This is a genomic window from Collinsella sp. SGI.180 (genome assembly GCF_050313455.1).
Classification (GTDB): Bacteria; Actinomycetota; Coriobacteriia; order Coriobacteriales; family Coriobacteriaceae; genus Collinsella.
Map to the genome: position 1 here is coordinate 103,752 of NZ_JBNPLL010000001.1, position 23,092 is coordinate 126,843.

The 23,092-nt window shown below is 59.6% G+C and carries 19 protein-coding genes, 1 tRNA gene, 1 pseudogene and 1 CRISPR repeat array (1 of these 22 running past the window's edge); of the genes and pseudogenes, 10 read left to right on the forward strand and 11 right to left on the reverse strand.

Annotated features, from left to right (window positions below; translation table 11 throughout):
* Positions 1–64: 64 nt before the first annotated feature.
* Positions 65–460: a GtrA family protein gene (locus ACQRAP_RS00425; RefSeq protein WP_427728966.1), complete on the forward strand. Its 396-nt coding sequence runs from the start codon at positions 65–67 to the stop codon at positions 458–460.
* Between the two features lie 219 nt (positions 461–679).
* Positions 680–1,087 carry a GtrA family protein gene (locus tag ACQRAP_RS00430; protein WP_370450581.1) on the forward strand — a complete coding sequence of 136 codons (408 nt, stop codon included), beginning with the start codon at positions 680–682 and terminating at the stop codon, positions 1,085–1,087.
* Positions 1,088–1,671: 584 nt separating this feature from the next.
* Here ACQRAP_RS00430 and ACQRAP_RS00435 read toward each other — a convergent pair.
* The 7 genes from ACQRAP_RS00435 to ACQRAP_RS00465 form a co-directional block, all read right to left on the reverse strand.
* Positions 1,672–2,562, reverse strand: a complete 891-nt coding sequence (locus tag ACQRAP_RS00435) for a DUF4430 domain-containing protein (RefSeq protein ID WP_427794622.1) — start codon at positions 2,560–2,562, stop codon at positions 1,672–1,674.
* 9 nt (positions 2,563–2,571) lie between these two features.
* Positions 2,572–7,494, reverse strand: coding sequence for an InlB B-repeat-containing protein (locus ACQRAP_RS00440; RefSeq protein ID WP_427794623.1), 4,923 nt, complete (start codon positions 7,492–7,494; stop codon positions 2,572–2,574).
* Between the two features lie 667 nt (positions 7,495–8,161).
* Positions 8,162–9,925: an ABC1 kinase family protein gene (locus ACQRAP_RS00445; RefSeq protein WP_427727514.1), complete on the reverse strand. Its 1,764-nt coding sequence runs from the start codon at positions 9,923–9,925 to the stop codon at positions 8,162–8,164.
* An 8-nt stretch (positions 9,926–9,933) separates the two neighbouring features.
* Positions 9,934–10,344 carry a hypothetical protein gene (locus ACQRAP_RS00450; protein WP_229770640.1) on the reverse strand — a complete coding sequence of 137 codons (411 nt, stop codon included), beginning with the start codon at positions 10,342–10,344 and terminating at the stop codon, positions 9,934–9,936.
* Positions 10,345–10,493: 149 nt separating this feature from the next.
* The gene (locus tag ACQRAP_RS00455) at positions 10,494–12,017 is read right to left on the reverse strand and encodes a C69 family dipeptidase (RefSeq protein ID WP_427747736.1); all 1,524 of its coding nucleotides are present in this window, start codon (positions 12,015–12,017) and stop codon (positions 10,494–10,496) included.
* A 99-nt stretch (positions 12,018–12,116) separates the two neighbouring features.
* A complete protein-coding gene (locus ACQRAP_RS00460) occupies positions 12,117–12,971 on the reverse strand; it encodes a bifunctional 5,10-methylenetetrahydrofolate dehydrogenase/5,10-methenyltetrahydrofolate cyclohydrolase (RefSeq protein WP_427794624.1) in 855 nt (284 codons plus the stop codon).
* A 2-nt stretch (positions 12,972–12,973) separates the two neighbouring features.
* Complete coding sequence (locus tag ACQRAP_RS00465) at positions 12,974–13,606, reverse strand: cyclodeaminase/cyclohydrolase family protein (RefSeq protein WP_427794625.1); 633 nt, start codon at positions 13,604–13,606, stop codon at positions 12,974–12,976.
* Positions 13,607–14,066: 460 nt separating this feature from the next.
* On the opposite strand from ACQRAP_RS00465, the gene ACQRAP_RS00470 reads away from it, so the two are divergent.
* On the forward strand, positions 14,067–16,520 hold the full coding sequence (locus tag ACQRAP_RS00470; protein ID WP_427794626.1) for a phosphatidylinositol-specific phospholipase C: 2,454 nt from the start codon (positions 14,067–14,069) through the stop codon (positions 16,518–16,520).
* 94 nt (positions 16,521–16,614) lie between these two features.
* Here ACQRAP_RS00470 and ACQRAP_RS00475 read toward each other — a convergent pair whose 3' ends face one another.
* Complete coding sequence (locus ACQRAP_RS00475) at positions 16,615–16,884, reverse strand: hypothetical protein (protein ID WP_373116800.1); 270 nt, start codon at positions 16,882–16,884, stop codon at positions 16,615–16,617.
* A gap of 198 nt (positions 16,885–17,082) precedes the next feature.
* On the opposite strand from ACQRAP_RS00475, the gene ACQRAP_RS00480 reads away from it, so the two are divergent.
* Both ACQRAP_RS00480 and ACQRAP_RS00485 read left to right on the forward strand, forming a co-directional pair.
* Positions 17,083–17,535 (forward strand): helix-turn-helix domain-containing protein, encoded by a 453-nt coding sequence (locus ACQRAP_RS00480; RefSeq protein WP_427794627.1) that lies wholly within the window; start codon positions 17,083–17,085, stop codon positions 17,533–17,535.
* Positions 17,536–17,674: 139 nt separating this feature from the next.
* Complete coding sequence (locus ACQRAP_RS00485) at positions 17,675–18,463, forward strand: ADP-ribosylglycohydrolase family protein (RefSeq protein ID WP_427727497.1); 789 nt, start codon at positions 17,675–17,677, stop codon at positions 18,461–18,463.
* On the opposite strand, the gene ACQRAP_RS00490 is transcribed toward ACQRAP_RS00485, so the two are convergent.
* The 3 genes from ACQRAP_RS00490 to ACQRAP_RS00500 all read right to left on the reverse strand — a co-directional run bounded on the left by ACQRAP_RS00490 (position 18,460) and on the right by ACQRAP_RS00500 (position 19,817).
* A complete protein-coding gene (locus ACQRAP_RS00490; protein WP_427727495.1) occupies positions 18,460–18,654 on the reverse strand; it encodes a hypothetical protein in 195 nt (64 codons plus the stop codon). The two genes, ACQRAP_RS00485 and ACQRAP_RS00490, sit on opposite strands and share 4 nt — an antisense overlap.
* A 102-nt stretch (positions 18,655–18,756) precedes the next feature.
* A tRNA-Leu gene (locus ACQRAP_RS00495) sits at positions 18,757–18,841 on the reverse strand.
* Positions 18,842–19,070: 229 nt separating this feature from the next.
* On the reverse strand, positions 19,071–19,817 hold the full coding sequence (locus ACQRAP_RS00500; RefSeq protein WP_427727493.1) for a hypothetical protein: 747 nt from the start codon (positions 19,815–19,817) through the stop codon (positions 19,071–19,073).
* 152 nt (positions 19,818–19,969) lie between these two features.
* On the opposite strand from ACQRAP_RS00500, the gene ACQRAP_RS00505 reads away from it, so the two are divergent.
* From ACQRAP_RS00505 to ACQRAP_RS00525, 5 genes and pseudogenes are all read left to right on the forward strand, one after another.
* The gene (locus ACQRAP_RS00505) at positions 19,970–20,947 is read left to right on the forward strand and encodes a hypothetical protein (protein WP_427794628.1); all 978 of its coding nucleotides are present in this window, start codon (positions 19,970–19,972) and stop codon (positions 20,945–20,947) included.
* Positions 20,944–21,138 carry a hypothetical protein gene (locus tag ACQRAP_RS00510; protein ID WP_427794629.1) on the forward strand — a complete coding sequence of 65 codons (195 nt, stop codon included), beginning with the start codon at positions 20,944–20,946 and terminating at the stop codon, positions 21,136–21,138. The genes ACQRAP_RS00505 and ACQRAP_RS00510 overlap by 4 nt, the downstream gene beginning before the upstream one ends.
* A gap of 121 nt (positions 21,139–21,259) precedes the next feature.
* Entirely contained in the window at positions 21,260–22,141 is an 882-nt protein-coding gene (locus ACQRAP_RS00515) for a hypothetical protein (protein ID WP_427794630.1), read from the forward strand.
* On the forward strand, positions 22,110–22,280 hold the full coding sequence (locus tag ACQRAP_RS00520) for a hypothetical protein (protein ID WP_427794631.1): 171 nt from the start codon (positions 22,110–22,112) through the stop codon (positions 22,278–22,280). The genes ACQRAP_RS00515 and ACQRAP_RS00520 overlap by 32 nt, the downstream gene beginning before the upstream one ends.
* Positions 22,280–22,639, forward strand: a pseudogene (locus tag ACQRAP_RS00525) (HK97 gp10 family phage protein); the annotation flags it as partial. The gene ACQRAP_RS00520 and the pseudogene ACQRAP_RS00525, both read left to right, overlap by 1 nt.
* A gap of 339 nt (positions 22,640–22,978) precedes the next feature.
* A CRISPR array of direct repeats spans positions 22,979–23,092; the repeat unit is 36 nt (it continues 4,783 nt past the right edge of the window).

The following is a 23,092-nucleotide window of genomic DNA, read 5'->3' on the forward strand; positions in this document are numbered from 1 at the left end:
ATTGGTTAAACTTGCTGGGTTTGTCATCCCCGCGGCGCCCCGGCGCCACCCTAAGGCAGGTACCATGCAAAAGCTCCTTGCGCAGATCATAAAGTTTGGCGTCGTCGGCGTCGTTGCCACCGTCATCGACTTTGGAATCATGAATCTGCTCCACTACGGCCTGGGCCTCAACATCTTGATCGCCAACACCAGCGGTTTTATCGTCTCGCTCATCTTTAACTACGTCGCGAGCATGAAGTACGTGTTTGCACACAAGGAGGGCATGAGCCGCCGCCGCGAGTTCATCATCTTTGTCGTGCTATCCGTTATTGGCCTGGCGCTCAACGACGGCATCGTGCTTGCCCTCAACGCCGGCCTGGGCCTCGAGGCCAATATCGCCAAGATTTGCGCTACCGCGCTCGTCATGGTCTACAACTTTGTAACGCGAAAGATCTTCCTAGAGGGCGAGCAGACCAAATAGCTCGGCCTCCTCGTTGCACTACGGGGACCTGCGGATGACGCGCGTCGAGCGCAGCGTTGCCTGGGCCTTGCTCGTTTACGGGTAGATTTGCAACGTTTGCAGATTACCTCTTGAATATTTGGCGAGTTCGTATAGTTCTTGCCAAAGACCTTACGTTTGCCATGCAAAAGCTCTAAAGTATCTCGTTGCTCGATTCATCAACGCATTGGATGTGATTACGTGCGTAACGCGCTGGCACAACCTCATACCAAGCAGTTCCTCAAGTTCGCTGTCGTGGGCCTTATCTCCTTTGGCGTCGACTGGGGCATGCTTATTGCGCTCGTCGAGCTGTTCCACCTCGACTTTTTGATGAGCACGACGGTCTCGTTTACCACGTCCGTCGTGGTTAACTACTGGCTCAGCATGAAGTACGTGTTCGACCATCGCGAGGGCATGAGCCGTAAGCGCGAGTTCACGATCTTTACCATCCTGTCGGTGATCGGTCTGGGCCTCAACGACCTGTACATGTTTGTGGGCGTCACGTTTTTGAGCATCGGCTACCAGGCCATGAAGGCCATCGCCACGTTCCTGGTCACCTGGTACAACTACTTTAGCCGTCGCTTTTTCCTCGAAGGCGCACGGTCGTAGACGGCCCAACATAATCTCGCTTCGCAGCCGGTTGGAATTCTCGTTCCAACCGGTTTTTGTTTGCAGAGTCTGCCGAGGAAGGCGGGCTACGGTGCATGAATGGGACGCAGTTTCCCCATGAACGCCGTTCCGGAAAGTGTATCCCAGATTGCAGCCTCAGAATGGGATGCAGCTTCCGCAACGCCGTCCTAGCGGAAACTGTGTCCCGGAATCAGTCAACAGAACGGGACGCAGTTTCCAGATGAGCCCCCATGCGGAAAGTCCATCCCGGAATGAGCCCCCAGAGCGGGACACGCTTTCCGAAACCCGCCCCATCGGGAAACCGTATCCCGGTCTGAGCGCGGATTCCGGGACGCAGTTTCCCGCGGACGCCGAAACGGAAAGCGCATCCCGTTATCGATGTCTAGAACGAGATGCGCTTTCCCAATGGATGCTGATGCGGAAATTGCGTCCCGGAATTCACCTTCAGGGTGGGATGCAATTTCCGGTTGAACCTCGATTGGGAAACGACGCCCCATTCGCATAAAAACGGGCGGCTCGGATGTTTGTCCGAACCGCCCGTTTGGCGTGTTATGTCAAGGCATTTAGCCCGTTACGTAATACCAAACCACGCTGTCGCCATTGGAGAGAACGTAGTTGCTGCAAGCCGTGTTGGGCGTTACGCCGTTGACGGAATACATCCAGCCGCTTGTACCACCGTGCTCCTTCTCGGCCAGGCCGCCGATAGCGGCGACATACGTGCCGTACGATGAGCCGTGCGCATTTACAGAGAGGCCCAGTGCACACAGGGCATCGTAGGGGGTAGCGCCCTCGTTGAAGGTGAACGTACCGCCAGAAGACACCGGGTTACCCACGGAACTCGACGTCACTGAGACCGTCACAGTAATGTAGCCAGGCCGCTGCGAGCCGCCCTGATTGCCAGCAGAGGCGCTGTCGCCGTTGGATACAGACCCACCGCCAGACACCGAGCCGCCGCCCGAAGAGGAGCCGTTTGAAGAACTCGATCCACCAGCGGATTCGGATCCCTGTCCGGCAGACGCGTTGTTGGACTTCTTGCCGCCCTTGCCTTCGGACTTCTTCTCTTTCGAATCCTTGTCTGACTTCTCGTCCGAAGACTCGGAAGCGTCCTTGGAATCCGATTCATTCGAGTTCTTGGACTCGGAGTCCACAGCGTCAGAAGACGAGGAGCCCGCTGTCTCCGTCTTGCGAGAGGCGATAGAGCCAGAGTCGACAACGCTCCTCCCCGCCACGGCCCGAGCGATCCAATCGATGGACCAGGCGCCGCTGGCGGAAGGGTGAACAAAGCCCAGAGAGACGACAATCAGTGCGATGCAGACGGCCGTCAGAGAGCCAAGCAGCGCCTTGCGCCGAGAGGCGGACGCCGCCGAGGCGGCGCCCTTTTGCTTAGCATCGTCGAGCTGAATGAACGACGAGTCGGGTTGCTTGGAGTCGGCATCCTGAGGTTTATTGGACACAGCTCTCACCTACCGGCGCTTGGTAAACACGAACACGCCAATGACCGCAAGCCCGATCACGCCGGCCGCTACGCCGACAATGGCGAGCGGGTTGAAGCCAGACTGCTGTGCCAGAGCCTCAGCGGACTTCTTAGCGGTAGTCGCGGCAGCCGAGCCCGTATCGGACTTGGAGCTGGACTTGCTGGACTTCTCGTCAGACTTCTTGCTGTCCTTCTTGTCGGACTTGTCGGAATCCTTCTTGGAATCCTTGCCGTCCTTGGTCTCGGTCGTGGTCGTTGTGGATACCGGCTTCTGGCCCGGAGCAACAGCACCGCCAGTCTGCTGGCCATTTGTGCCGTTACCGGAGCCAGAACCAGCACCGGCATTACCCGAGCCGCCATTGCCGCCGTTGGAGCCAGAGCCGCCGTTACCGCCAGGGGTAACGGCATTCTTGGTCCACTTAGCGTAGAGCGTCATATCGGCCGTCACCGCAGCGCTAAAGTCATACGCCTTGGTGCAAGCCTCGTCGGTGTACCAACCGGCGAAGGTGTAGCCCTTGCACTGCGGCTTAGTCGAGGGCTCCGTCACCGCTTTGCCTTCCTTCACGCGTTGAGAATCGGGCATCGCCGCATCCTTACCGTTGGCGTCGAACGTCACAGTATAGCGTTTGACCCTTTGGCCATTGCCCTTGACAGCAAACAGCTTGCCCGAGTCATTGACATAGTAGAGTGAGCCATCGGATCCGACCGAAATAGAAGCCATGCAGTACTGCTGGTCGCCCGCCGCGGGCGTATAAAGCAGCTCGGCCTCGTCGTCGCCAATACGGTAGCGATAGATGCCGCCCGGGTTGTTGTTAGACGTAAAGTAGACATACGTCTCGCCATTCTGGACAGAAACGACCGGCTGCGACTTTACATCACCGCCGCCCGAAGCCCCCTGACGAATATAGCTACCGTCCGCCTTGCAAATGGAATAGTCCACGGCAAGCGTCTCGGCATCAATCACTGCAAGCTGACCGTAGTAGTACGTGTACTTGTTCTGATAGCCGCCCATAAAGGACTCGGTCGATGCGCCTCCGACCACAATTTTGCCGTTGACCAACACCGGCGTCGAGGTCGAGCTGCTGCCAAACGAGACCTTGCCGAGCTCAGAAAGCGCTCCGTCCGTTCCAACCAAAAGCTTATGCAAAACGCCGTCGACGCTCACGACATAAGCGATCGATCCATCGACCAGCACCGTCGTGCGCACGCGCTCGGCAATTTTGAGCGACGCAACGGTCTTTCCAGTTTCGGGGTCGACCGTGCTCACCGTACCGGAATCATCTGCGATGACGCCATAATTGCCCGAGAACGCCAAGCCGGCCCAGTAGTAGCCCTTGCTGTTCTCGTTCTTATGCTGCCACATAACCTTGCCATCGGAGATGCGCACGCAGAGCAGGTAGCCGTCGCTCGAGTCGGACCAGCTGGCCGATGCCGTCCCAAAGTAAGCAACGCCGTCACGAACCGTAATGGACGCAAGAGACTGCTGGGCACCATCGGGACCAGCAGGCAACTCATCGGTTACCCAAACCGTCGCCAGGGCATCAACCGTCAGCGCCTGAAGACGACCGCTCGAAAGCGGCACGAGTATCACGCCGCCGGCGTATACCATACGCGAGGTCGAATCGATCTTTGCCGCCAAAGGCGATTCGGCAACGGTCTCACCCGTATCGACATTCTTCTTAAGCAGCTTGGAGCCAACGGCCACGTAGAGGTAGTCACCGACCAGCAGCGGGTCGGAAATACCCTTGCTCCATTCGCTCGAGCCCTTGAGCTCGCTCACCCATTTTGCCTCGGCGTCCTTCGTGGGCACAGGAGCATCGGTTACCTTGTTGGCGCTCGTATAACCAGGCCAATCGCTGTCCCAGTTGGGACGTGCGGCGCTCGGGTTCAAAACTACGCCGTCAAGCGGTTTTTCACTATCGGACGCGTAGACATACTGGATGTTGTCGCCGGGCTTGAGCACAGCCTGGTCGGCACCAACCTTGGAATATTCACCATTGACGTAGAGCTGCCAATAGCGACCCGTCGCCTCATTCGAACCCAGCTTTCGACCGTCGGTCGACGTAATGCTCTCCAGGAGGAAGTAGCCGTCCTTCTCCGGCGTCTTCAGCTCGTACCCAAGGCCCGAAGCCTTCAGCGCCATCGCCGTCAGGTCGGCAGCCGTCGCACCGTTCTGGAGCTTCACGTCGTTGAAGGAGTACCAGACCGAAGTCTTCTCGTTAGCATCAGGACCAATCAGACTCACCGAGGCCTTGACTTTAGCCTGCCCAATCTCGTCAAGGCTTGCGCCAAAGGCGGAGTAATACAGCACGACGCTATCGCCGGGGGCGAGGTGAACCTGGCCGGCGCCGACCTCAGATGCCTTCCCGTTAACAAACAGCTGCCAGTACTTGCGCGTCGACGCATCCCAGCCCAGCTTGCGACCATCCGCCGAAGTGATATCACTCAGATAGTAACTCGCCGTGCCCACACCGGTCGCGGTATGGGTCATGCCCTTTAGAGCGTCTTCAATCACATCGCCGGCAGTCGATCCGTAAACGACACTCTTGGCGGAATCGGCCCAAACCTCGTCGTTGCCGTCGGCGTCGATACCAACGAGCTTAAAGGCAACAGAAATCTTGGGGTCGGAATGATCGACCGTACCAACAACGCGATACGTCGCCTTAACGCTCTGGTTAATGAGGCTCTGCAGCTTAGCGTTCTCGGGATGCGCCTTCGCCAGAGATTCGTACTTGGCGTACGTCAGGTTGCTCTCGACCGTAACAAGGGTATCGGCCTTGGGGCGCGTCACCTTTAGATTTTCGTTCGAGATGACCGAGGTGTCGCTCGTGCGATACGTGCGCCAGTCGTTCCCCGGCATCGCGTCGTATCCAGGAAGGTCTGCTGCCACAACGCCGGACAGCTTGCTGTCCTTACCCTTGCGGTACTCGATGCCGCCGTCTGCCGTAGGCACCGCTTCGGCAAAGGTCGACAGATTCTCGGTAACCGCGTCAACCGAAGCGTTATCGCCGAGCAGAGACCTTGCGTAGGCATCCTTGACCTGCTGCATAAATGCCACAGCCTGGTCAATCTCGGAATCGTCGATGGGCTTAACCTTGATGACGATGTCGCGCGTTACGGTTATGCCGTCCTTGGCAAGCGTAGCCGTAATAACTACTTCATTCGAGACGCCTTTGATATCACGGGTAACAACCACGCGGTAGCCGTTGACCTTCGCAACAGCCTCATTGCTCGATGTATAGGAGAGCTTGGCGCCGGACGGAGCGTCGATGTCAGAACGACGGGTATTGGGCAGCTGGAGATCGCCCTCGACGGCATTGGCATCGACTTCTTTTTTGGTCTCAAAATCCTTGAGCACAATGCGGTCGAGCGCAGCTGACAGCTCGGCCTTTTCGGCATCAATCTGCTCCTGAGATTTTGCCTTGACGGTATAGTAGACCAGATATGCCGTCCCATTTGACGGGGCATTATTGTAGCCAGGAACCGCCAGCGAGAGTGTAGCCGTGAGCTGAGCAGTCTGATCGGTCATACCATGGGTATACGTAACCGTCGGATCGCCGTAGCTGGAATTCACCTTGGCAATAGAGTCATTAAGACTCATCCAGTCAATAGAAGCAACCTTTTTACCGTTGATGCTGATTGAGCTGGGAAGCGTTCCTTGCGTAACGCTGGGTTCGATCTCATCGGGCAGACCCTCAGCATGAGCCCATGCCGCCTTAAGATAGGCGATGACCTTGCCACCATCCCATGCGAGCGTCGATGCGCGACCGGGCGTATACGAAACGCTCGCGGAGCCAAGCGTCAGCGTATACGTCGGCTTAAACTGGCGAAGCAGCGAGTAATCAAGCGCGGAAGTCTTATCTGCAGGAGACAGGAAGAAATAGGAGATCTTTCCATCATCCGCGATGCCACCATCCTGCTTGGGATCGCGGCCGCCATAGGTTACGCCCGCAAGCGAAACCTTGATATCCGAGTAGCCCAAGTTGGCAAGCTTCGCCGAAAGCATGGAGCAGATGTTGGTATCGGTTCCCTGGGATGGATTGGGATACCAGCCTGAATAGCCATCGGCTTTGAGCTTCGCAACCGCCTCGTCCAGCTTCTTAGCCTCATCAGACTTGGGGGCTTCGGGTTCGGCAGGAGCCTCTACGGGATACTTGAGGCTTGCCGTGAACACGTAGTCGCCGGCGCCATACGTAACACGGCATGCGACATACTTGCCGGCAAGATTGGAGGTCAGCTTGAGTTCACGAGCAGTTGCGCCTTCGATAGCAGTGTAGCCTGACGCCGCCGGATCGGACGACTGGCTGTTGCCGACATACCACTGATAGCCCAGCTGCGCGTACTCGGACGGGGAAATCTCCTCGTCATCGCCGAACTCGTCCTCGTAATAAGCTGCGACCTTAACGGTATCGCCAACCTTGGCGATACCGCTGCCATAGGCAAGCCCGTTGCCGTCAGCATCAACAATTTCAGCCGAGTCAACGGTTACGTATGCCGAACGCGCGGAAACGGCGACGGAGTCCGACGAATCACCCTGCTCGGAAGCGACAGATGCCGGGGCGGCCAAACCCTCTGTATCGGTAGCATCACCGGCCGTCGCGTTATCGCTGCCAGCGGCATTTTCGGCAGCATCATCGTCGGCGCCATCGGCAGCAGCGCTCGCCGCCGCGCTGTTCGCGCCGGCGTCGGCAGCGGCGTCCTCGTCGGCCGCCGCGCCCTCGCCGGCCGTCGCAGCCTGAGCCACAGACTCGGCAATGCCCTCGGCGCCCTCGGCCCAAAGTTGCGCCGGCGTGGTGCCAAAAGCCATGGCAAAAGCCAGGAACGCCACCAGACCGCGCTTGGCTACGCCGCGGGCAATCGCTCCATGACGACGCCACGAGGCGCGCTGGCGCTCGTCCTCAAACATATCCATTTGTCTCCTATTGTCTGAACTTGGAGCATTGCCCAGCGGCTGCCCCACGTCATCGCGCACATTGCGCTCGAGTACCCCCATCGGGGTCCCCCCTTCCCTCCAGAGCCCAACGCGTACCGGCGGCATGCGCCGCGGCCGCGTGCAAGATGGGAGGCGATCCGACTTAACCTTACCGGCCCGGGCACGCCGTCCGATCTGCGACGCGACCATCCCGGACCAAGAGGAATTACGGTTACTGGTACAGCCGGGGACTTGCACCCCGATTCTCCCAAACGCGCAGGAAAACCGCGCATTCGTGCGTCTCCGCACCACCATCTAGGCCATCGATTATTACTGTCGATATGGTAGCACGCAAAAGGGCCCCGCACACAGGCAAAGCCCAAGGTAAAAGCTATGGTTTGCAATAGGAAGGACTGTCATCGGACCTTGCAAGAACAGCCCGTTTCAAAACTATGCCGGTTTACGGGGCTAATTCAGCACTTCGCAACCATATCTGCCATTTTCGAAAACCAACGACTCATCTACCTGCGGTTTTAAAAGCGCGAATTTCGGTATGCTCGAGGTTCGGCGCTCCAGCCCCGTAAACCGGCATAGTTTTGTTCGGACCAGCCCACGCCGGCGCGACGCAAGGCAAAATGATCCGTTTTCCTCCGTCCCCCAGGGGCCATTAACGCTTGCCGCCGTGACTGTTGCGCCAGATCTCGCGGCCCAGCATCAGCGCCAGCACCAGCGCACTCACGTAGCCCATAAAGCCAATGACCGGAATACCGAACACAACCGGCTCGATGCGCGCGTAGTACACCACCGACGAGCCGATAAACAGGCCGGCGATCACAATTGCCATCGACATGCGGTCGATAATTCCACCCAGCTGTCGCAGCGCCTTATCGCTGCTCATGATCTGCGTGTTCACCTTAAGCTGGCCGCGCGTGAGCATGCGCGACGCCAAGCCCAGATACTCGGCCGCCTCGAGCGAGCCTTTTGCCGCGCGATAGCTGCTCGCGGCAAGATCGTGCCCCATTTCGCGGACGCGCGCATAGGTGCTCTTCTCGTTTTTGATGTGCGTCTGGATGATCTGGATCATGTTGACGTCGGGCATATACTCGGTCAGCAGACCCTCGAGCGTCACCATGCCGCGCGCGAACATCGTCACCACGCTCGGCAGCTCAACGTCGTTTTTGCGCGCCAGGTTTAGCAGCGAGGTCAAAAACTCGCCGATATCCAGGTCCTTAAGATCGAGCCCTGCAAAGTCGGCGACGATAAAGTCCAAGTCGGACAAAAAGGCCGAATGGTCGAGCTCGGCCGAATCGCCGCGCGTCACGGCAAAGCGCATAAGCGAATCCTTGAGCTTGGGAACGTCGCCTTCGGCCACGGCGAAAATCATGTCCTTGACGATACCGCGGTCGTGACTCGACATGCGCCCGACCATGCCCAGGTCGATAAAGTAGACGATGCCGTCCTTGAGGATGATGTTTCCCGCATGCGGGTCGGCATGGAAAAAGCCGTCGTCGAGCACCTGCGTCGAGTAGTCCTCGACAATCGCGGCGCCAATCTTTTCCAAGTCATAACCCTCGGCCACCAGGCGCTCGGGATCGGCAATGGAGATGCCGTCAATGTAGTCCATGACCACGACGTGTTCGGTACAAAGGTCCAAGTAGGATTTGGGACACGAGACGCCATGCACGCTTTTGTGGAAGTCATAGAAATCGTTGAGGTTTTTGGCCTCGGCCAAAAAGTTGGTCTCCTCGCGAAACGAGGTCCACAACTCTTCGACCACACCATGCAGGTCCACAAACTGGTCGGTGTTGACGAACTTGGAAACGATGCGTACCACCGAGCGAATGATGTCGATGTCCTGAGCCATCACCTGCTGCGCGCCGGGGCGCTGCACCTTAACGGCCACGTCCTCGCCGGTCACCAGACGGGCGCGGTGCACCTGCGCGAGCGACGCGCTACCGAGCGGGTTGGGGTCAATCGCGTCGAATATCTGCCCCAGGCGTTGGCCGTATTCCTCTTCCAAACAGCGGAGCACTACCTCATACGGCACCGGCTCTACGTCGGAGCGCAGACGGCGCAGCTCGTCGCAAAACCGCTGCGGCAAAATCTCGGAGCGGTTGGCCAGAATCTGCCCCATCTTAACGAACATGGGGCCGAGCTCTTCGAGCAGACGACGCAGGCGCACCGGTGTAAGGTTGTCCCACACGCGGTACTTTTTGATCAGGCGAACGATCTGCCCAATGCGCTCACGACGACCTGCCGACGTGAGCTGGTATTCCTCGTCCGGCGCCATCGCGTCGGGCTCCTCAGGGACCATATCGACAGCGCGCGGCTTCTTGCGAGCGCCCGAGACGGCGGCCTCGACCTCATCGACAACCGCCGTCTCGTCACCCAAGGGATCTTGATTGTTGTAATCGGTGGTGGAATCTGCCATCTGCGCTGCTACTCGGCCTCTTCGGCGTCCTCTGCATCGTCGGGCTCAACAGACTCGACGGGCACCGAGGTCACGTTGTCCTCGACCGAATCGACGATGTCGCGCACATGGGCCAAAAAGGCCGTGCGCTCGGGGGCGGTCATGACGCGCACGCGGGCGAGGATGAGCTCGTCGAGCACGCGCTGGGCCGCAGTCTCGCCCTGCATGCCCAAGCGCTCGGTAAGGTCGGAGATGGTGCCGCCGGCCTGCTCGAACATGTCGGACACGCTGCGGGCGATATCGGGGGTGCCGGCATCCTTGCGCACCTGCTCGCCCTTGGCATTGAGGTCGTCGAGGACCTTCTTGCCGCCCTCGACGGCAACGGCGGCAGCGCCGAAGCCCACGTTGATGGCACCGTTAACAAGCTGATCGAATTTCATAACCATGGTTGGCTCCAATCGTGAACAACTTCATTGGCCTACTTGTACCCAAGATTGGGCAAACGACACAAAATCGTTTGGCACCGGGATAGAAATCGAGCGAGGCAAAGCCTTTGACGGCGTTTGCCTCGCTCGTTGCAAGGTTATCTTTACCTTACGTTATCGTTCATCGCGAAGGAATTCTTCATGGCGCAGCTCGTGGTGTAGAGCACCTTACCCAACAGGGCATCGGTCTCCACGCGCACAAGCTCGGCAAAGGCCTCGTTGGCGCGGGCGAGCTCGGCGGGCACCTCGGCCTCGGGCAGTACGGCTACAACGGCGTCGACGTCGTGGATCTGCTTGTGGCCCATGCCGCCGACCTTCTCCTGATAATCCTCGACCGCGCGACCGCACTCATGGAAGCGGACATCGGCCAAGGCGCCAATCAGGCGATTCGCCCAATAGAAATTCTCGGACGTCACGCGAGCCTGCGTGTCGGCATAGTACTCGGGCATGGTCTCGACATTGGCGTACAGCGGCACAAGCGCGTTAAACGAGTTAGAGCCAAACGCCATCCACTGCACGGCGCGATACGCCGGCTGGGCATAGGGGCGCAGCTGCAGCACGGCGAGCTGGCTGTTGCGGTTGATGCCGATGGGACGATAGGCGCCGCGCGTGGCGGGCGTACCCTTGCTGCCGTAGCAGTCGTACTCCGTGCCCTGGTAGTGGCTCGAAAGCACGTACTTGATGTCCTCGAGGGTCACCTTGCGCTCGGGCACGCGACTCCAGGGAATGTCGTCGCTCTCGGGCGTGTAGTCGGCGTCGGGACCGTCCCACACATCGCTGGGGTTGAGGCAGCGTTGCATGTACCAGGCGCGCGGTGTGTTGTAGACGTGGTCGCTGTCGCTATGCGAGCCAAAGGCCTCGCGCGGGTTAAAGACCGCGGCGGGACCGTCGCCCTTAACGCCCAGCGTCAGGTCCAGATGCCACTCGGCCATCCAGGAGCGCAGGTCGGCCGAGCACATGTGGTCGACCTGCGCGCCCTCGGCGTCGTCCAAGTCAAAGCTGTCGATACCCAGCTGGTTGGGCATGGTCACATAGGCGTCGTCGGGTACGCGCTTGGCGATCCAGTGGTGGCCGCCGATGGTCTCGAGCCACCAGATCTCGTCAACGTCACTAAAAGCGATGCCGTTGTTCTCGTAGGTGCCGTAGCGCTCGAGCAGGTCGCCCAGAATGCGCACGCCGTCGCGGGCGGATTTGGCGTATGGCAGCACCAGGGTCACCATGTCCTCCTCGCCCAAACCGCCGGGCTGCGCCGGCACATAGCCGTCCTCGCCCTCGTTACCCTTGGCGGGCACGCAGTCCACGAGCGGATCGGCGCCGCGGACGCGCTCGTTGGTGGTGAGCGTCTCGGTTGCGGACATGCCAACATTGAGCTCGTTGAAACCGGCCTCGGCCCAAATGCCATGACCCGGGACAACGTCGGGGACGCTTGTGTAACGCATGGGATTGTCGGGCAGCTCAACGGTCAGGTGGCTCAGGACACTCGTGTAGACACGCGGCTGCTCGTCGGGATGCACTACGCGCATGCGCTTGGGCTCAAATACCCCATTGGGCGAGTCCTCGTTGCGGGCAACCAGCGTCGACCCGTCATAGCTCGCGTTCTTACCGACCAAAATCGTTGTGCACGGCATGCGCATCCTCCTTGAGCGAAGAAATCAAACGGCAACAGTGTATCGCTTCGATGCAAAAAGGGCGAAACCACAGCCTCGGTAGCCCCCGTGGTCAAAAGCCTATTTCGATGCGCGCTCGGCCGCTTCGATCACGTGTTTGGCGAGAATCGCGGTGGTCACAGCCCCCACGCCGCCCGGCACAGGCGTGATGGCGCCAACGATCGGCTCCGCAGCATCAAAATCGACGTCCCCGACCAGCTTGCCAGCGGCCTCGTCCCAGTTAATGCCCACATCGATGATCGTCTGGCCCTCGCGAACCGCATCCGCGCCAATCGTGCGCGCGCGTCCAACTGCCGCAACCACAACATCAGCCGCACGACACTCGGCAGCAAGGTCGCGCGTATGCGTATGGCACGTCGTCACCGTGGCATTGCGAGCCGTAAGCATGGCGGCAACGGGACGGCCAATCACCAGAGACCGACCGACGACCGCGACCTTGGCCCCATCCAGCTCAACACCGTAATGGTCCAGCAACGCCAACACGGCCTCGGCCGTGCAAGGAGCAAAGCCCTCGCCTCGCCCCGAAAGCGTGGTAAGTAGCGAGGCCGGCGTCATGGAGTCGACATCCTTGGCAGGATCGAGTGCCGCGGCAACCGCACCCTCGTCAAGCCCAGCGGGCAGCGGGCGAAACACTAGGCAGCCATGAACGGCGGGGTCGGCATTGATGTCCTTAATAGCCGCCAGCAGCTCATCCTGCGAAGCATCGGCAGGAAGCAAAACGCGGCGAGCATCGATGCCAGCCTTTTCACAGCGCTTGAGGGCGCCGCGCTCGTACGATAGATCGTCCTCGCGCTCGCCCACACGAACGATGGCCAGCGTCGGCACAACGCCCTGTTCGCGCAGGGCGGCGCAGTGAGCAGCGAGCTTCTCGGTCAAAGCACGGGCAACGGGAGCGCCTTTGAGCAGCTCTGCCATGGCTATCCCCTCTTCCTGGCTGCGTCGGCAGCACGGCGCGCCAGCGCATCGGCACGCGGCAGCCACGTATCCAGCAGCTCATCGCACGCCGCCTCGAGCTCCTCGGCGCGCGCCCGGTCTTTCATAGACGTAGTGTTGGCAAAGAGCGTCAGACTCGCGCCCTGCATGGCGGCGCGGCAGAACACGGCACCGCACGCCACGTCGGACAGCAGCTGGCGCGAACCCTTATCGGCCATGTCCTCGAGCAGCGCCAGCGCGCGCCCGCAGGCATCCATAATACGATACGGTGGCATAGCCGCCACGTGCAGCGCATCCTGAATCGCAGCCGGTCGAGCCGGATCCTCGCGAGAAATACCGTACGCCGCAGACACCTGCCCGTAGGCACGAACGTCCTCGGCAACCAGATCCACAAGCTCCTGCGCCAACTCATCCGCCTGGGCAAACGCGTGCGCCAAATCGTCCGCTCGATCGGCAAGCGCGGGATTCGTCGCACCGTAGCGGGCAACCATCCCGCAAAGTGAGGCTCCCAGCGCGCCCACAAAGGCGCTCGCGCTGCCACCGCCGGGAACCGGCTCGCGCGCGGCAAGTGCCTCGGCAAATCCGCGACAGGTTTTATCCATCATCTCTTGGCTCATACGCACGCACCTTCAAGTCATATAGATCGGTCGGGCGGCAACCGCCGGCCAACTGTATCGATCAAGTAATGGTGCTAAGTCTAGCCCATAAGCACATGAGCGTCAGCGCATCTGGCCATCGCGGATTTCTATGACACACGATAGGCGTCGGCACCGCAAGCATGGGACACATGGCCCACCCGAGCGAGCCGTCCACGCGTACAGTAAAGGCAGGTAATCCATGGGCGGTTACAGATCGAGGAGACACAACCATGAAAAACTTTCTTATGCCGGTAGCCGACGAACGCGAGGATGCCGGAACCACCCCAAATGTGGCAACAGTACGAAAACGGCAGGCACCCCAACACGTCCGCCCGCCGATTTATTGCGCCGCGCAGACAATTAAACCGGCTTCTTTAAACGTCTGGGCAGTATAGTGACCACAACGAGCGCGCAGCCGCACCCTGCGAATGGAGGATTTATGACCGAACATCACGCCATCAGTCGCCGAGCGTTTACGCTGGGCCTTGGACTTGCAGCGTTGTCGCCTCTGGCAAGCCTGCCCGAAACCGCCATGCTGGGCATTAGTCCGCGGACAGCCTTTGCGGACGGCACGGCCGATCCAGCGGCCAGCCTCGACAAGTTCGTCATTCGCCTTCGCCCCGCGGGCTATTTTCGCACCGCGAGCGTCAACGAAGACGGCAACGTCATCGGCAACGTCTGCCACCTATTTAATGACGGCACGTCCAGCAAGCTCATCCTTGAGCACGTAGCGACCGATACAGATAATACAAAATGGTATGCCATCCGCACCCTGCTCAATTTCGAAGAGCACAAGAAGACGGGCTACAGCATTTGGTCGGTCGATGGCGACTCGGACGAAGATGGAAAGGTCATCCACGTATGGAGTGGCGAGCATGACGACAAGCCCAGCCGCTCTTTTGCGTTCGACCGCCAGCAAGACGGAACCTACATCATCCGAGACCGCACAAACGAGGACAAAGACTTTAATTACCTGGCCATAGAAAAGGACGGCAAAGACCAAGACGACAACAAGATCTGCCACAAGAGGACGAGCATTCCGTGGGAACTCGAACTTGTCGGTTACGACATGGGCGAGACCAATGCCACAGTTAGCAGCATCGACTGGACCACGTATAGCAGCTACATCGACGGACCATGTTGGATGAGCCACGTCGACGACAACAAGTACCTCGACGAGCTGAGCATCCCGGGAACTCACGATTCGAGTACCTGCAGCGTCGACAACGACACCGAGCCCCAAACCTCGCTTGTAAAGTGCCAGCAGGATTACATACCCACGCAGTTGCTCGAAGGCATTCGCTATTTTGATATCCGACTTGGAGGGAACAACGAGCACGACGACCCCGGAATCGTCCATGGAAGAGGCTACCTGTTCAAAAAAGACGGGCACTATATGCAGCTCTCCGATGTCATCGGTTACTTCAAAACATTTTTGAACGAACACTCGTCAGAAGCGCTCATCATGCTTGTGTCACGAGGCAACAACGAAGCCACCGACGAAAGTGCTACGACGGCTTTCGCCAAGGTTATGGACGATAATCCCAATCTGTTCTACACGTCGAGCCACGTTCCCACACTGGGCGAGGCGCGCGGAAAGATCGTCCTGCTGCGTCGATTTGGACTCGCCGGCAGCAGCGCAAACGGCCGCACGTGGGGTCTCGACCTCACCGAATGGGACGACAAAATCGCAGCACACTCAGACAGCTCCTCTATGTGTCTCGTCAAAGACGCGCAAGGCTTTGAGGCTACGGGCAATGCGGGCAACATAGAGCCCTATTGCACAAAGGTATATGCCCAAGACCATTACAGCTGCACGGGATCCAGTAAGATAGCATGGGTCGATAGCGCCCTGAAGGCAGCGTCCGAACTCAAGCGCAACACCGTAGATATCACTGCCGCGGATGGAACAACGATGCAGGCAACGGAGCGCTGCTGGTCTATCAACTACACCAGCTGCACGCAAAACAACCCTTTTACCGCAGCGCGAGTGGTCAACGAGCATCTGTACAAGAGCCCGTACATCAATCCCGACGGCACCGAGGAAACAGAGCCAGATTACCTCAAGCACATTGGCATCATCGCATCCGACTTTGTTGATGCAGCGCTGGCCCGGAGCATCTATCAGCGCAATTACGATACGGAGCACAAGCAGACGGCTTCGTACCACCTCCCGACCCGCATGCGCATGACGTACGGCGACTCGCTGAGCGATGCCTCGCTCCAGGATGGCAAGACCGCTGGCGAGGGCTATTTCCGCCTCGTCGACAGCAGCAACGTACTCAACGTGGCGGCTTCGGGCCATGTGTTTGAAATCGTATATGTGGATGTCGACGCCTTGGGCAACGAGACCGTTACGGCGCTGCGGGGCTCCGTGCCCATCGATATCGATCCGCGCGCGTTGACACCCCATTTTAAGGGGCTCGAGGGCCTTAAGGCCGGCGAGGACGTGCGCGCCAAGATTACGGCGTCACTCGAGGGCAAGCTCGAAAACGATGCCTGCACCGCCCAACTCGAGTTTATGCACGATGCAAACGGCGCTCCGGGAACGGCGATGGCCGAGGGTGAGGCATTTGCCGCGGAAACGTACTGGGTGCGTGCGAAAAAAGACCTGTTGGGCGACGCGGCGCAGAACTACACGCTCGCCAGCGACGGAGCCGCAAGCTTTACCGTAGCGGCCTCGGACAGTGCAGGCGGCGCCGGCGCCAACGCGGGCAGCGCGAACAAGAACGGTAAGGGCAACAAGGGCAAGGGCTCGGGCGGAAAGCTCGCCGACACGGGCGACGGCTCTGGCATTGCCGCCGGGCTCGCTGCCGCCGCCATAGCTACAACGGTCGCCGGCGCAGCAATGCTTGTCAACGACCGCGAAGACAGCGAAGGCGCTAGCGAATAGGCAAGCCGACCGTTTGGACACATCGACTCAATCGGGGGCGCAGGATACCGTTCTGCGCCCCCGATTTTTACCGTGGCCCGAACGCCGCCATATGCTACATCACCATGTTCAGCGCGTTCACAAATTCCTGGGCCTGGGAGCGGCTGCTCAGGCTAAAGACACAAGCAGTCAACAGCCTGTTACGTAGGAAAACATCGCGGCCTTTGATTCTATTGACGCCCGTAATGTCCTTAAGATAGACAATCTCGGTGTGCTTGCCGCCGAAAGTGCCCTTCTTGAGCACCTCAATACGGTTGGGGTAGATCTTAACGTCTTTAAACCTACCCGAACCTTTGTCCTGGAACAGCAAAGTGTTGTTATCCATGCGTGTCGCTCCCGCGGGGTTCGCTAAAACTGCCTCTATGGCCACATTTTAGTCACCGCAAACCCTTTTCGCGGTCGTGCGCGGAGCACCAAAATCGTGTCCGCACGAGGCTTCAAACTAGAATCAATAAAGGTGTTTGATGCGCTTGGTGAGCTCTTAGGATGTTCCTCAAATCGCCGGCATCGGAGGAGGTCTTACATGGTTTACGTATGGGAATCCGAGTTCTTTGATTCGGACGGCATGGTCGATGCCGTGCCATGTGGCTCGCTGGGCGGAAGCGGAACGTTCGGATCCGGCCTAAACGACGCTGTCGAAAGCGCCGCTGATTTTCTCGCATGCATGGTCGATGACCACCTAATGGGCGGCGTCGACCTGCCTGCGCCGGACTTTGGCCACGAGCCGCAGCACGGTGGCAAGATTATTGCCGTGGCCGTCAGTCGCGAACTCGGCGACATCCCCACCGTCACCGCAGCGGATGCCGCTCGTATGCTCGGTGTTAGCTCAGCACGGGTATCGCAACTGATAAATGCAGGACTGTTGGATTCATGGAAGGATGGCACCAAGCGCATGGTGTCCAAAGCTTCCATCGAGGCACGACTCGCCGATACACCAAAGGCAGGACGCCCAAAAGAAATGCCTGTTGCCGTGTAAAGAGACGTCTATGCATACCATTTTGACATATTGACCATTGTGTTCTCTCGATTCGCGACGCACTGCATCGCGAATCGAGCTGGACATATTGCCGCTGATCGCCGCGCATCTCCAATCCGAAGTGCAAGAGGAGTTTTCCATGACAGACAGACCGAAAACAACACTGCGCGACTGCATCTACGGACTTGCCGTTGGCGACGCACTGGGCGTTCCCTACGAGTTTATGCCTCGCGGCACGTTCAAATGCACCGACATGATTGGCTATGGCACGCATGGGCAACCCGCCGGCACCTGGAGCGACGACACATCTATGACGCTTGCTACCTGTGACTCGATTAGGGAGCTCGAGCATATCGACACCGCAGACATGCGCGACAAGTTCGTAGGCTGGATTGCCCGTGGCGAGTATACGATTGACGGCGTTTTCGATTACGGCGGCACGACCGCTCGAGCCCTGCGCACCGGCAAAGGAGGCTCCGGCGAGCGCGACAACGGCAACGGATCGCTCATGCGCATCGCTCCCCTGGCGTTTGTCGACGCGACGGACGAAGAGATCCGTGAGATCTCCGCGATAACGCACGCTCACAGAACGTCGACCGAGTCATGCGTCACGTTCATCGAGCTGTTGAGGTCCGCGATGGACGGCGCGCTCCCCGAATGGGCACTCTGTCTGAAAGATGTACCCGAGCACGAAATCAGATCCGGCGGCTTCGTGCGCGACACGCTTAAGGCAGCCACCTGGTGCTTCGTCAACACCAGCAGCTACGAAGACTGCGTGCTTGCCGCCGTCAACCTGGGCGACGACACCGACACCACTGCAGCCGTCGCAGGCGCCCTCGCCGGCACGGCCTACGGTATCGAGGCAATTCCACGGGAGTGGATCGACACTCTACGAGGGAAGGATCTGATTGAGAGCTGCCTGTTTTAGGGCGCGGCGGCAGCAGAAACAAGCCAGAAGGCATCGCGGAGAGGTCGATGTTGCGTGAGGCTGCGAGAGTCTTTGCGCGACTCCTTCAGCGCGTTCTCGTAGAGCGCCTTGTAGTCGGGCTCCTGACCGGCGCCTCCGCCCTGTGCAGGTTCGGTCGGCTTGGTCTCGGTGGGCGTGGTCTCCTGGGCCACACTCCCTCCATTTCCGCCCCGTGCGGGGCATCGTCTTGCCCCGTGCGGGGCGCTTTTAGGCATGAAAAAGGCCACCCGTGCGGATGGCCTGCTTCAACGTTTTGGCCGGGGCGGCGGGACTCGAACCCGCACGGGCGATGTCCACGTGCTCCTGAGGCACGCGCGTCTGCCGTTCCGCCACGCCCCGGTAAGATGTGGCCCGCAGTTTAATCCGCGGTCGATGTGGTAGAATAATCTTAAAAAGAGCGCCTAGACCTGGGTGAGGAACCGAGGCCGCGGGCGCTTTTTCTATGGACGTGCGACTTGGCCGTCAGGCAGAATGCACCAGACGTTCACGGCCGTCCCTCCCGACTGCATGTCCGCGGCGATTGCGCGGGCACGGTCAACATCATTGACCTTTTGCAATCCAAGATAAGTCACCTTCTCCCCGGAGCCCACCGCCTCAAGCTGAGCCTTTGCGTGGCGAAGCCTTGCGGAGATTTTTTAGCCGAAGTTGGACATTTAATTTCGGCATAACCCAACGATGTCTGGATATCAGGGACGACATCCTGATCTGACGGAAGAAACTTTATGAAGCGCTCATAGGGCGAAATCTTGGCTGCGACCCAGAGCTCATCGCCATTTGGGTTGGCATATACAGCCGTCCCCCCGATATTCCTAATCGAGCCGCATTCCCATGTCGCCCCGTACTGCCCACCAAGGAGCCGCACAAACTCCCCGAAAGTCGCTTCGTAGTTCTGTTCGGTTTTCTCCCTCGCAAACCTATTCCAAGCGTCTCTTCTTGCCGCCTCGAATATCTCGGAAAGCTCAGACGAAGGTATCCGCTGTCTGCCGGACTGGGCAGCGAACCGATCGAGGCATGCATGCTTGAGTGCATCCTCCTGAATCCTCGGCAGACCGCAGTCGTCTATTTCCTTGAACCGAACGTACAGGTCGCGCAGCTCCTCCGGGTTCACGCCCTCCACGAGCTCCGCGTCCGGGTCGTCCTCGAAGCCGGGGACCACCTTGCAGTCGCAGTGCCGGTGGAAGTGCTTGAACTCGCCGGCGGACTTGCGCGTGTGGTAGACCGCGCCGCGGCTCGCGAGCATGATGCAGAAGGTGCAGGTCTCAAAGCCCGTCGGCACGCGCGCGAAGCGCACGCCCTTGCCGCTGTCGCGGCCCACGTTGGAGATGATCGTCTCATTCAGGCTTCGGAGCGCGTCGTTACGGGCGTACTCGCCGCACGCCCTGGCGAACGCCGCGTCGCCGCCCTTCGCGAGCTTCTTCGCCTGGTAGCGCGCGACCTCGTCGGCGGGGCCCCGGCCTGTAGGTCGCTATGGTGACGCGCAGCAGGGCCGGATTTCCAGCTGGCTCGACACTGCTCCAAAACAGAGAGCGCGGCATCCCACCTGGCTCGTTCCGCAAGATGAGCGCCGGCGACCAGCAGAAGGTACTGGACACGGCGCTGGCCCGAATTCGGCGCATCGCGGGCAAGCCCGATATGCCTGCTTCCGTCTACTCGTGCCTCAATGGGGATCAAAGGGATGCGGTGAAAGGCATTCTCAAGCGTTCGGACAAGGCTGCCCGTAGCGTTTACCTGAAGCATGAGCGTGATTTCGTTTTGCTGAACGGCGGATGGGGCGGGACCGCCCACTACAGCCCAACGGACGGTGGCGTGAGGCTCAACCTTGAAAGAGTGTTTTCGAAAGATGGATTGAGACCCCAAGGAACGACCTGGTTCCATGAGTTCGGGCACATGGTCGACGGTCTCAACTCGAATATATCGGAGACTTACAAAGGTGGGGTATTCGCGAAGACGATCAAGAAGGAGGCGAACGCATACATCGACGCTCGCAACAAGGAGATGCGCGAAGGCTTCAAGCGGGCAAAGGCGGCTAAGGACCTCGGGTGGCTAGAGGCGAACGGCTATATCTCAAAATGGAAGGTAGACTATTTAAGGAAGCACCCCGACAACGTCGCCGAGGCGATCTCATCCCTCAAGCACACGAAGGCGGACGCATACAACTCCGTCGCCTCCGAGATATGCGAGATGAGCAATGCGGACAAAGCAGACCTTTCCGACCTTTTCGGCGGGGCGACGCTGAACAAGTGCGAAGACGGCTGGTACCATGATAGAGACTATTGGAGGCCCAAGGGGTCAGGCGAGGACTTCACTCTGATGCGCTTGTCTCATGAAGGTTTTGCCGAGTTCTTCAGTGCTCATACCGCGAACCCGGAATCTCTCGCCGTCCTGCGCAAATACCTACCTGAATCAAGTAAAATATTCGAAGAGATGCTTGAGGAGCTGATTTGATAGAAAGCCAGGTTAAGCAGGAGAAGCTTGCAAAAGCTCGTATCGAGAAGGCCGAGCCCGTCTTTATTGAGATGTTCGGCTATGAGCCTATGTTCTACGGGCACGTTTGCGAATATGCCGACCTTCTGGAAGAGTCCATCTCGTCCGGTGAGCCTAAGCTTATGGAGCATGACTCTAGCATCTTCCTTTAGCCCATCAATCGGCTAATCGGTCTAACCGCTTGCCTAGTTCAGCCCCGCCGTGGCGGGGCTTTTTCATGCCGCGTGACCGCGGCGGGAACATCCTCGCAAGCAACCGAGCGCGGGGAGGGACATGAGCAAGAGCAGGGAGAGCTTCACAGGCTACGACGGCTTCGTCGAGAAGTTCAAGCCTAAAAAGACCACCGACGACTGCTACACGCCGCCGGAGGTGTACGCCGTCGTGCTCGACTACGTGCGAGAGCGATGGGGCGTGGAGGAGTCCGACGTCGTGAGGCCGTTCTGGCCGGGCGGCGACTGCGAGGCATTCGAGTACCCGGAGGGCTGCGTCGTGGTCGACAACCCGCCGTTCTCCATCCTCTCCAGGATTCAGGCGTTCTACCTCGAGTGCGGCATCAGGTTCTTCCTGTTCGCGCCGTCGCTCACCTGCCTCAGCGGCAGGCGCTGCATGGAGGTCGACCACATCGTCTGCGACTGCAGCATCACCTACGAGAACGGCGCAGTCGTGAGCACGGGTTTCGTGACGAACCTCGACGACGAGAACGTCCTAGAGGCTGACCCCGAGCTCGGGCGCAGACTGAACCATGCCAACGACGCGCGGCTCAAGGCGATGAGGAAGACGGTCGCCAAGTATGAGTACCCAAACGAAGTCATAACCGCCGCCCGCGCGCAGTGGCTCGCCGCGCACGGCACGCCCTACCGCGTCCGCAGGCGCGACGCGTGCCGCATCTCCGCGCTCGACGAGCAGCGCGAGCGCGGCAAGTGCATATTCGGCGGCGGCCTGCTGCTAAGCCGGGCCGCCGCCGCAGAACGCGCCGCCGCAGAACGATGGCACCTTAGCGACCGCGAGCGCGCCGTGCAGGCCGCGCTCGGTTATCGCGTGACAATGTCGCGACACTGCCCGCAGAGAGATTGGGGCAGGCATGAAAGAGCTATTCACATGTGCGAGCTGCGGCGACTGCGCCGTGAGGCTCGGTTTCGGTTTCACGTTCCCTGATACCTACATCTGCACGCAGCGCGGCGACGAGGTTGAGCCCGACGACGGCTGCACGCTCGGGTGCGAGGGCGTGCCGGTGCAGGCCATCGAGGCGGACGTCAACGGCCGCGTGGGCTACGGGTGCGAGGTGATGGACTGATGGCTTACGGGCTTGTCGGCGGCGTCGGCGACCATGGGCGGCACGGGACCCTCATCACCGAGGAGATCGTAAACGCCGCGAAGCTGGATACAGCCGGGCTCGTCGAGATACGGCAGGACAACCGCGAGGCCATCGCGGAGGCCATCGACCAGGCGCTCGCCACGGCGCTTGAGGAGATCGGCCTCGTCGCGGAGGGCTACGCCAAGCGTGCCTGCCCGGTCGACACGGGCCGGTTGCGTAACTCCATCACCCACATCGTCGACGAGGGCAGCAAGTGCGCCGTCATCGGCACGAACGTCGAGTACGCGCCATATGTCGAACTTGGAACGAGGCGCCAGAAGCCGCAGCCCTACCTCAAGCCGGCGGCCGAGGACCACGAATCCACATACCGCTCAATCTTCCGTAAGCACCTCGGGGCTAGTACCGCGTTGCGTCGTTTGGATACTCACCCTTGCCGCGAGGTATTGCGGCAAGGGCCCTGCCGAGGCATCAGGCGGGAACCCGCCCATTCCGAAGCAAGGGAGATTCTGTTGGCACTCACACGAAAGATGCTCAAGGCAATGGGCATCGAGGACGAGAAGATCGACCAGATCATCGACGAGCACGCCGAGAGCGTTAACGCGCTCAAGGCCAAGCTTGATTACCGTTAGATCGACACCGACCCAAAGCTACTACTATCAACCCATTGGCGCGTGGTGGTTTGATTGCCAGTTAGATCGACACTGCGCCAGAACTATAGTGGTGCCTTGCAAATCCGGTTCTACGTTTGATTGCCAGTTAGATCGACACTGCTCCAAAACGGCAATGTAGAG

Coding starts and splice junctions, on each gene's coding strand:
- ACQRAP_RS00425 (WP_427728966.1), top strand. CDS start 65: ATGCAAAAGCTCCTTGCGCAGATCATAAAGTTTGGCGTCGTCGGCGTC.
- ACQRAP_RS00440 (WP_427794623.1), bottom strand. CDS start 7,494: ATGGATATGTTTGAGGACGAGCGCCAGCGCGCCTCGTGGCGTCGTCAT.
- ACQRAP_RS00445 (WP_427727514.1), bottom strand. CDS start 9,925: ATGGCAGATTCCACCACCGATTACAACAATCAAGATCCCTTGGGTGAC.
- ACQRAP_RS00450 (WP_229770640.1), bottom strand. CDS start 10,344: ATGAAATTCGATCAGCTTGTTAACGGTGCCATCAACGTGGGCTTCGGC.
- ACQRAP_RS00455 (WP_427747736.1), bottom strand. CDS start 12,017: ATGCCGTGCACAACGATTTTGGTCGGTAAGAACGCGAGCTATGACGGG.
- ACQRAP_RS00460 (WP_427794624.1), bottom strand. CDS start 12,971: ATGGCAGAGCTGCTCAAAGGCGCTCCCGTTGCCCGTGCTTTGACCGAG.
- ACQRAP_RS00465 (WP_427794625.1), bottom strand. CDS start 13,606: ATGAGCCAAGAGATGATGGATAAAACCTGTCGCGGATTTGCCGAGGCA.
- ACQRAP_RS00470 (WP_427794626.1), top strand. CDS start 14,067: ATGACCGAACATCACGCCATCAGTCGCCGAGCGTTTACGCTGGGCCTT.
- ACQRAP_RS00475 (WP_373116800.1), bottom strand. CDS start 16,884: ATGGATAACAACACTTTGCTGTTCCAGGACAAAGGTTCGGGTAGGTTT.
- ACQRAP_RS00480 (WP_427794627.1), top strand. CDS start 17,083: ATGGTTTACGTATGGGAATCCGAGTTCTTTGATTCGGACGGCATGGTC.
- ACQRAP_RS00485 (WP_427727497.1), top strand. CDS start 17,675: ATGACAGACAGACCGAAAACAACACTGCGCGACTGCATCTACGGACTT.
- ACQRAP_RS00505 (WP_427794628.1), top strand. CDS start 19,970: ATGGTGACGCGCAGCAGGGCCGGATTTCCAGCTGGCTCGACACTGCTC.
- ACQRAP_RS00515 (WP_427794630.1), top strand. CDS start 21,260: ATGAGCAAGAGCAGGGAGAGCTTCACAGGCTACGACGGCTTCGTCGAG.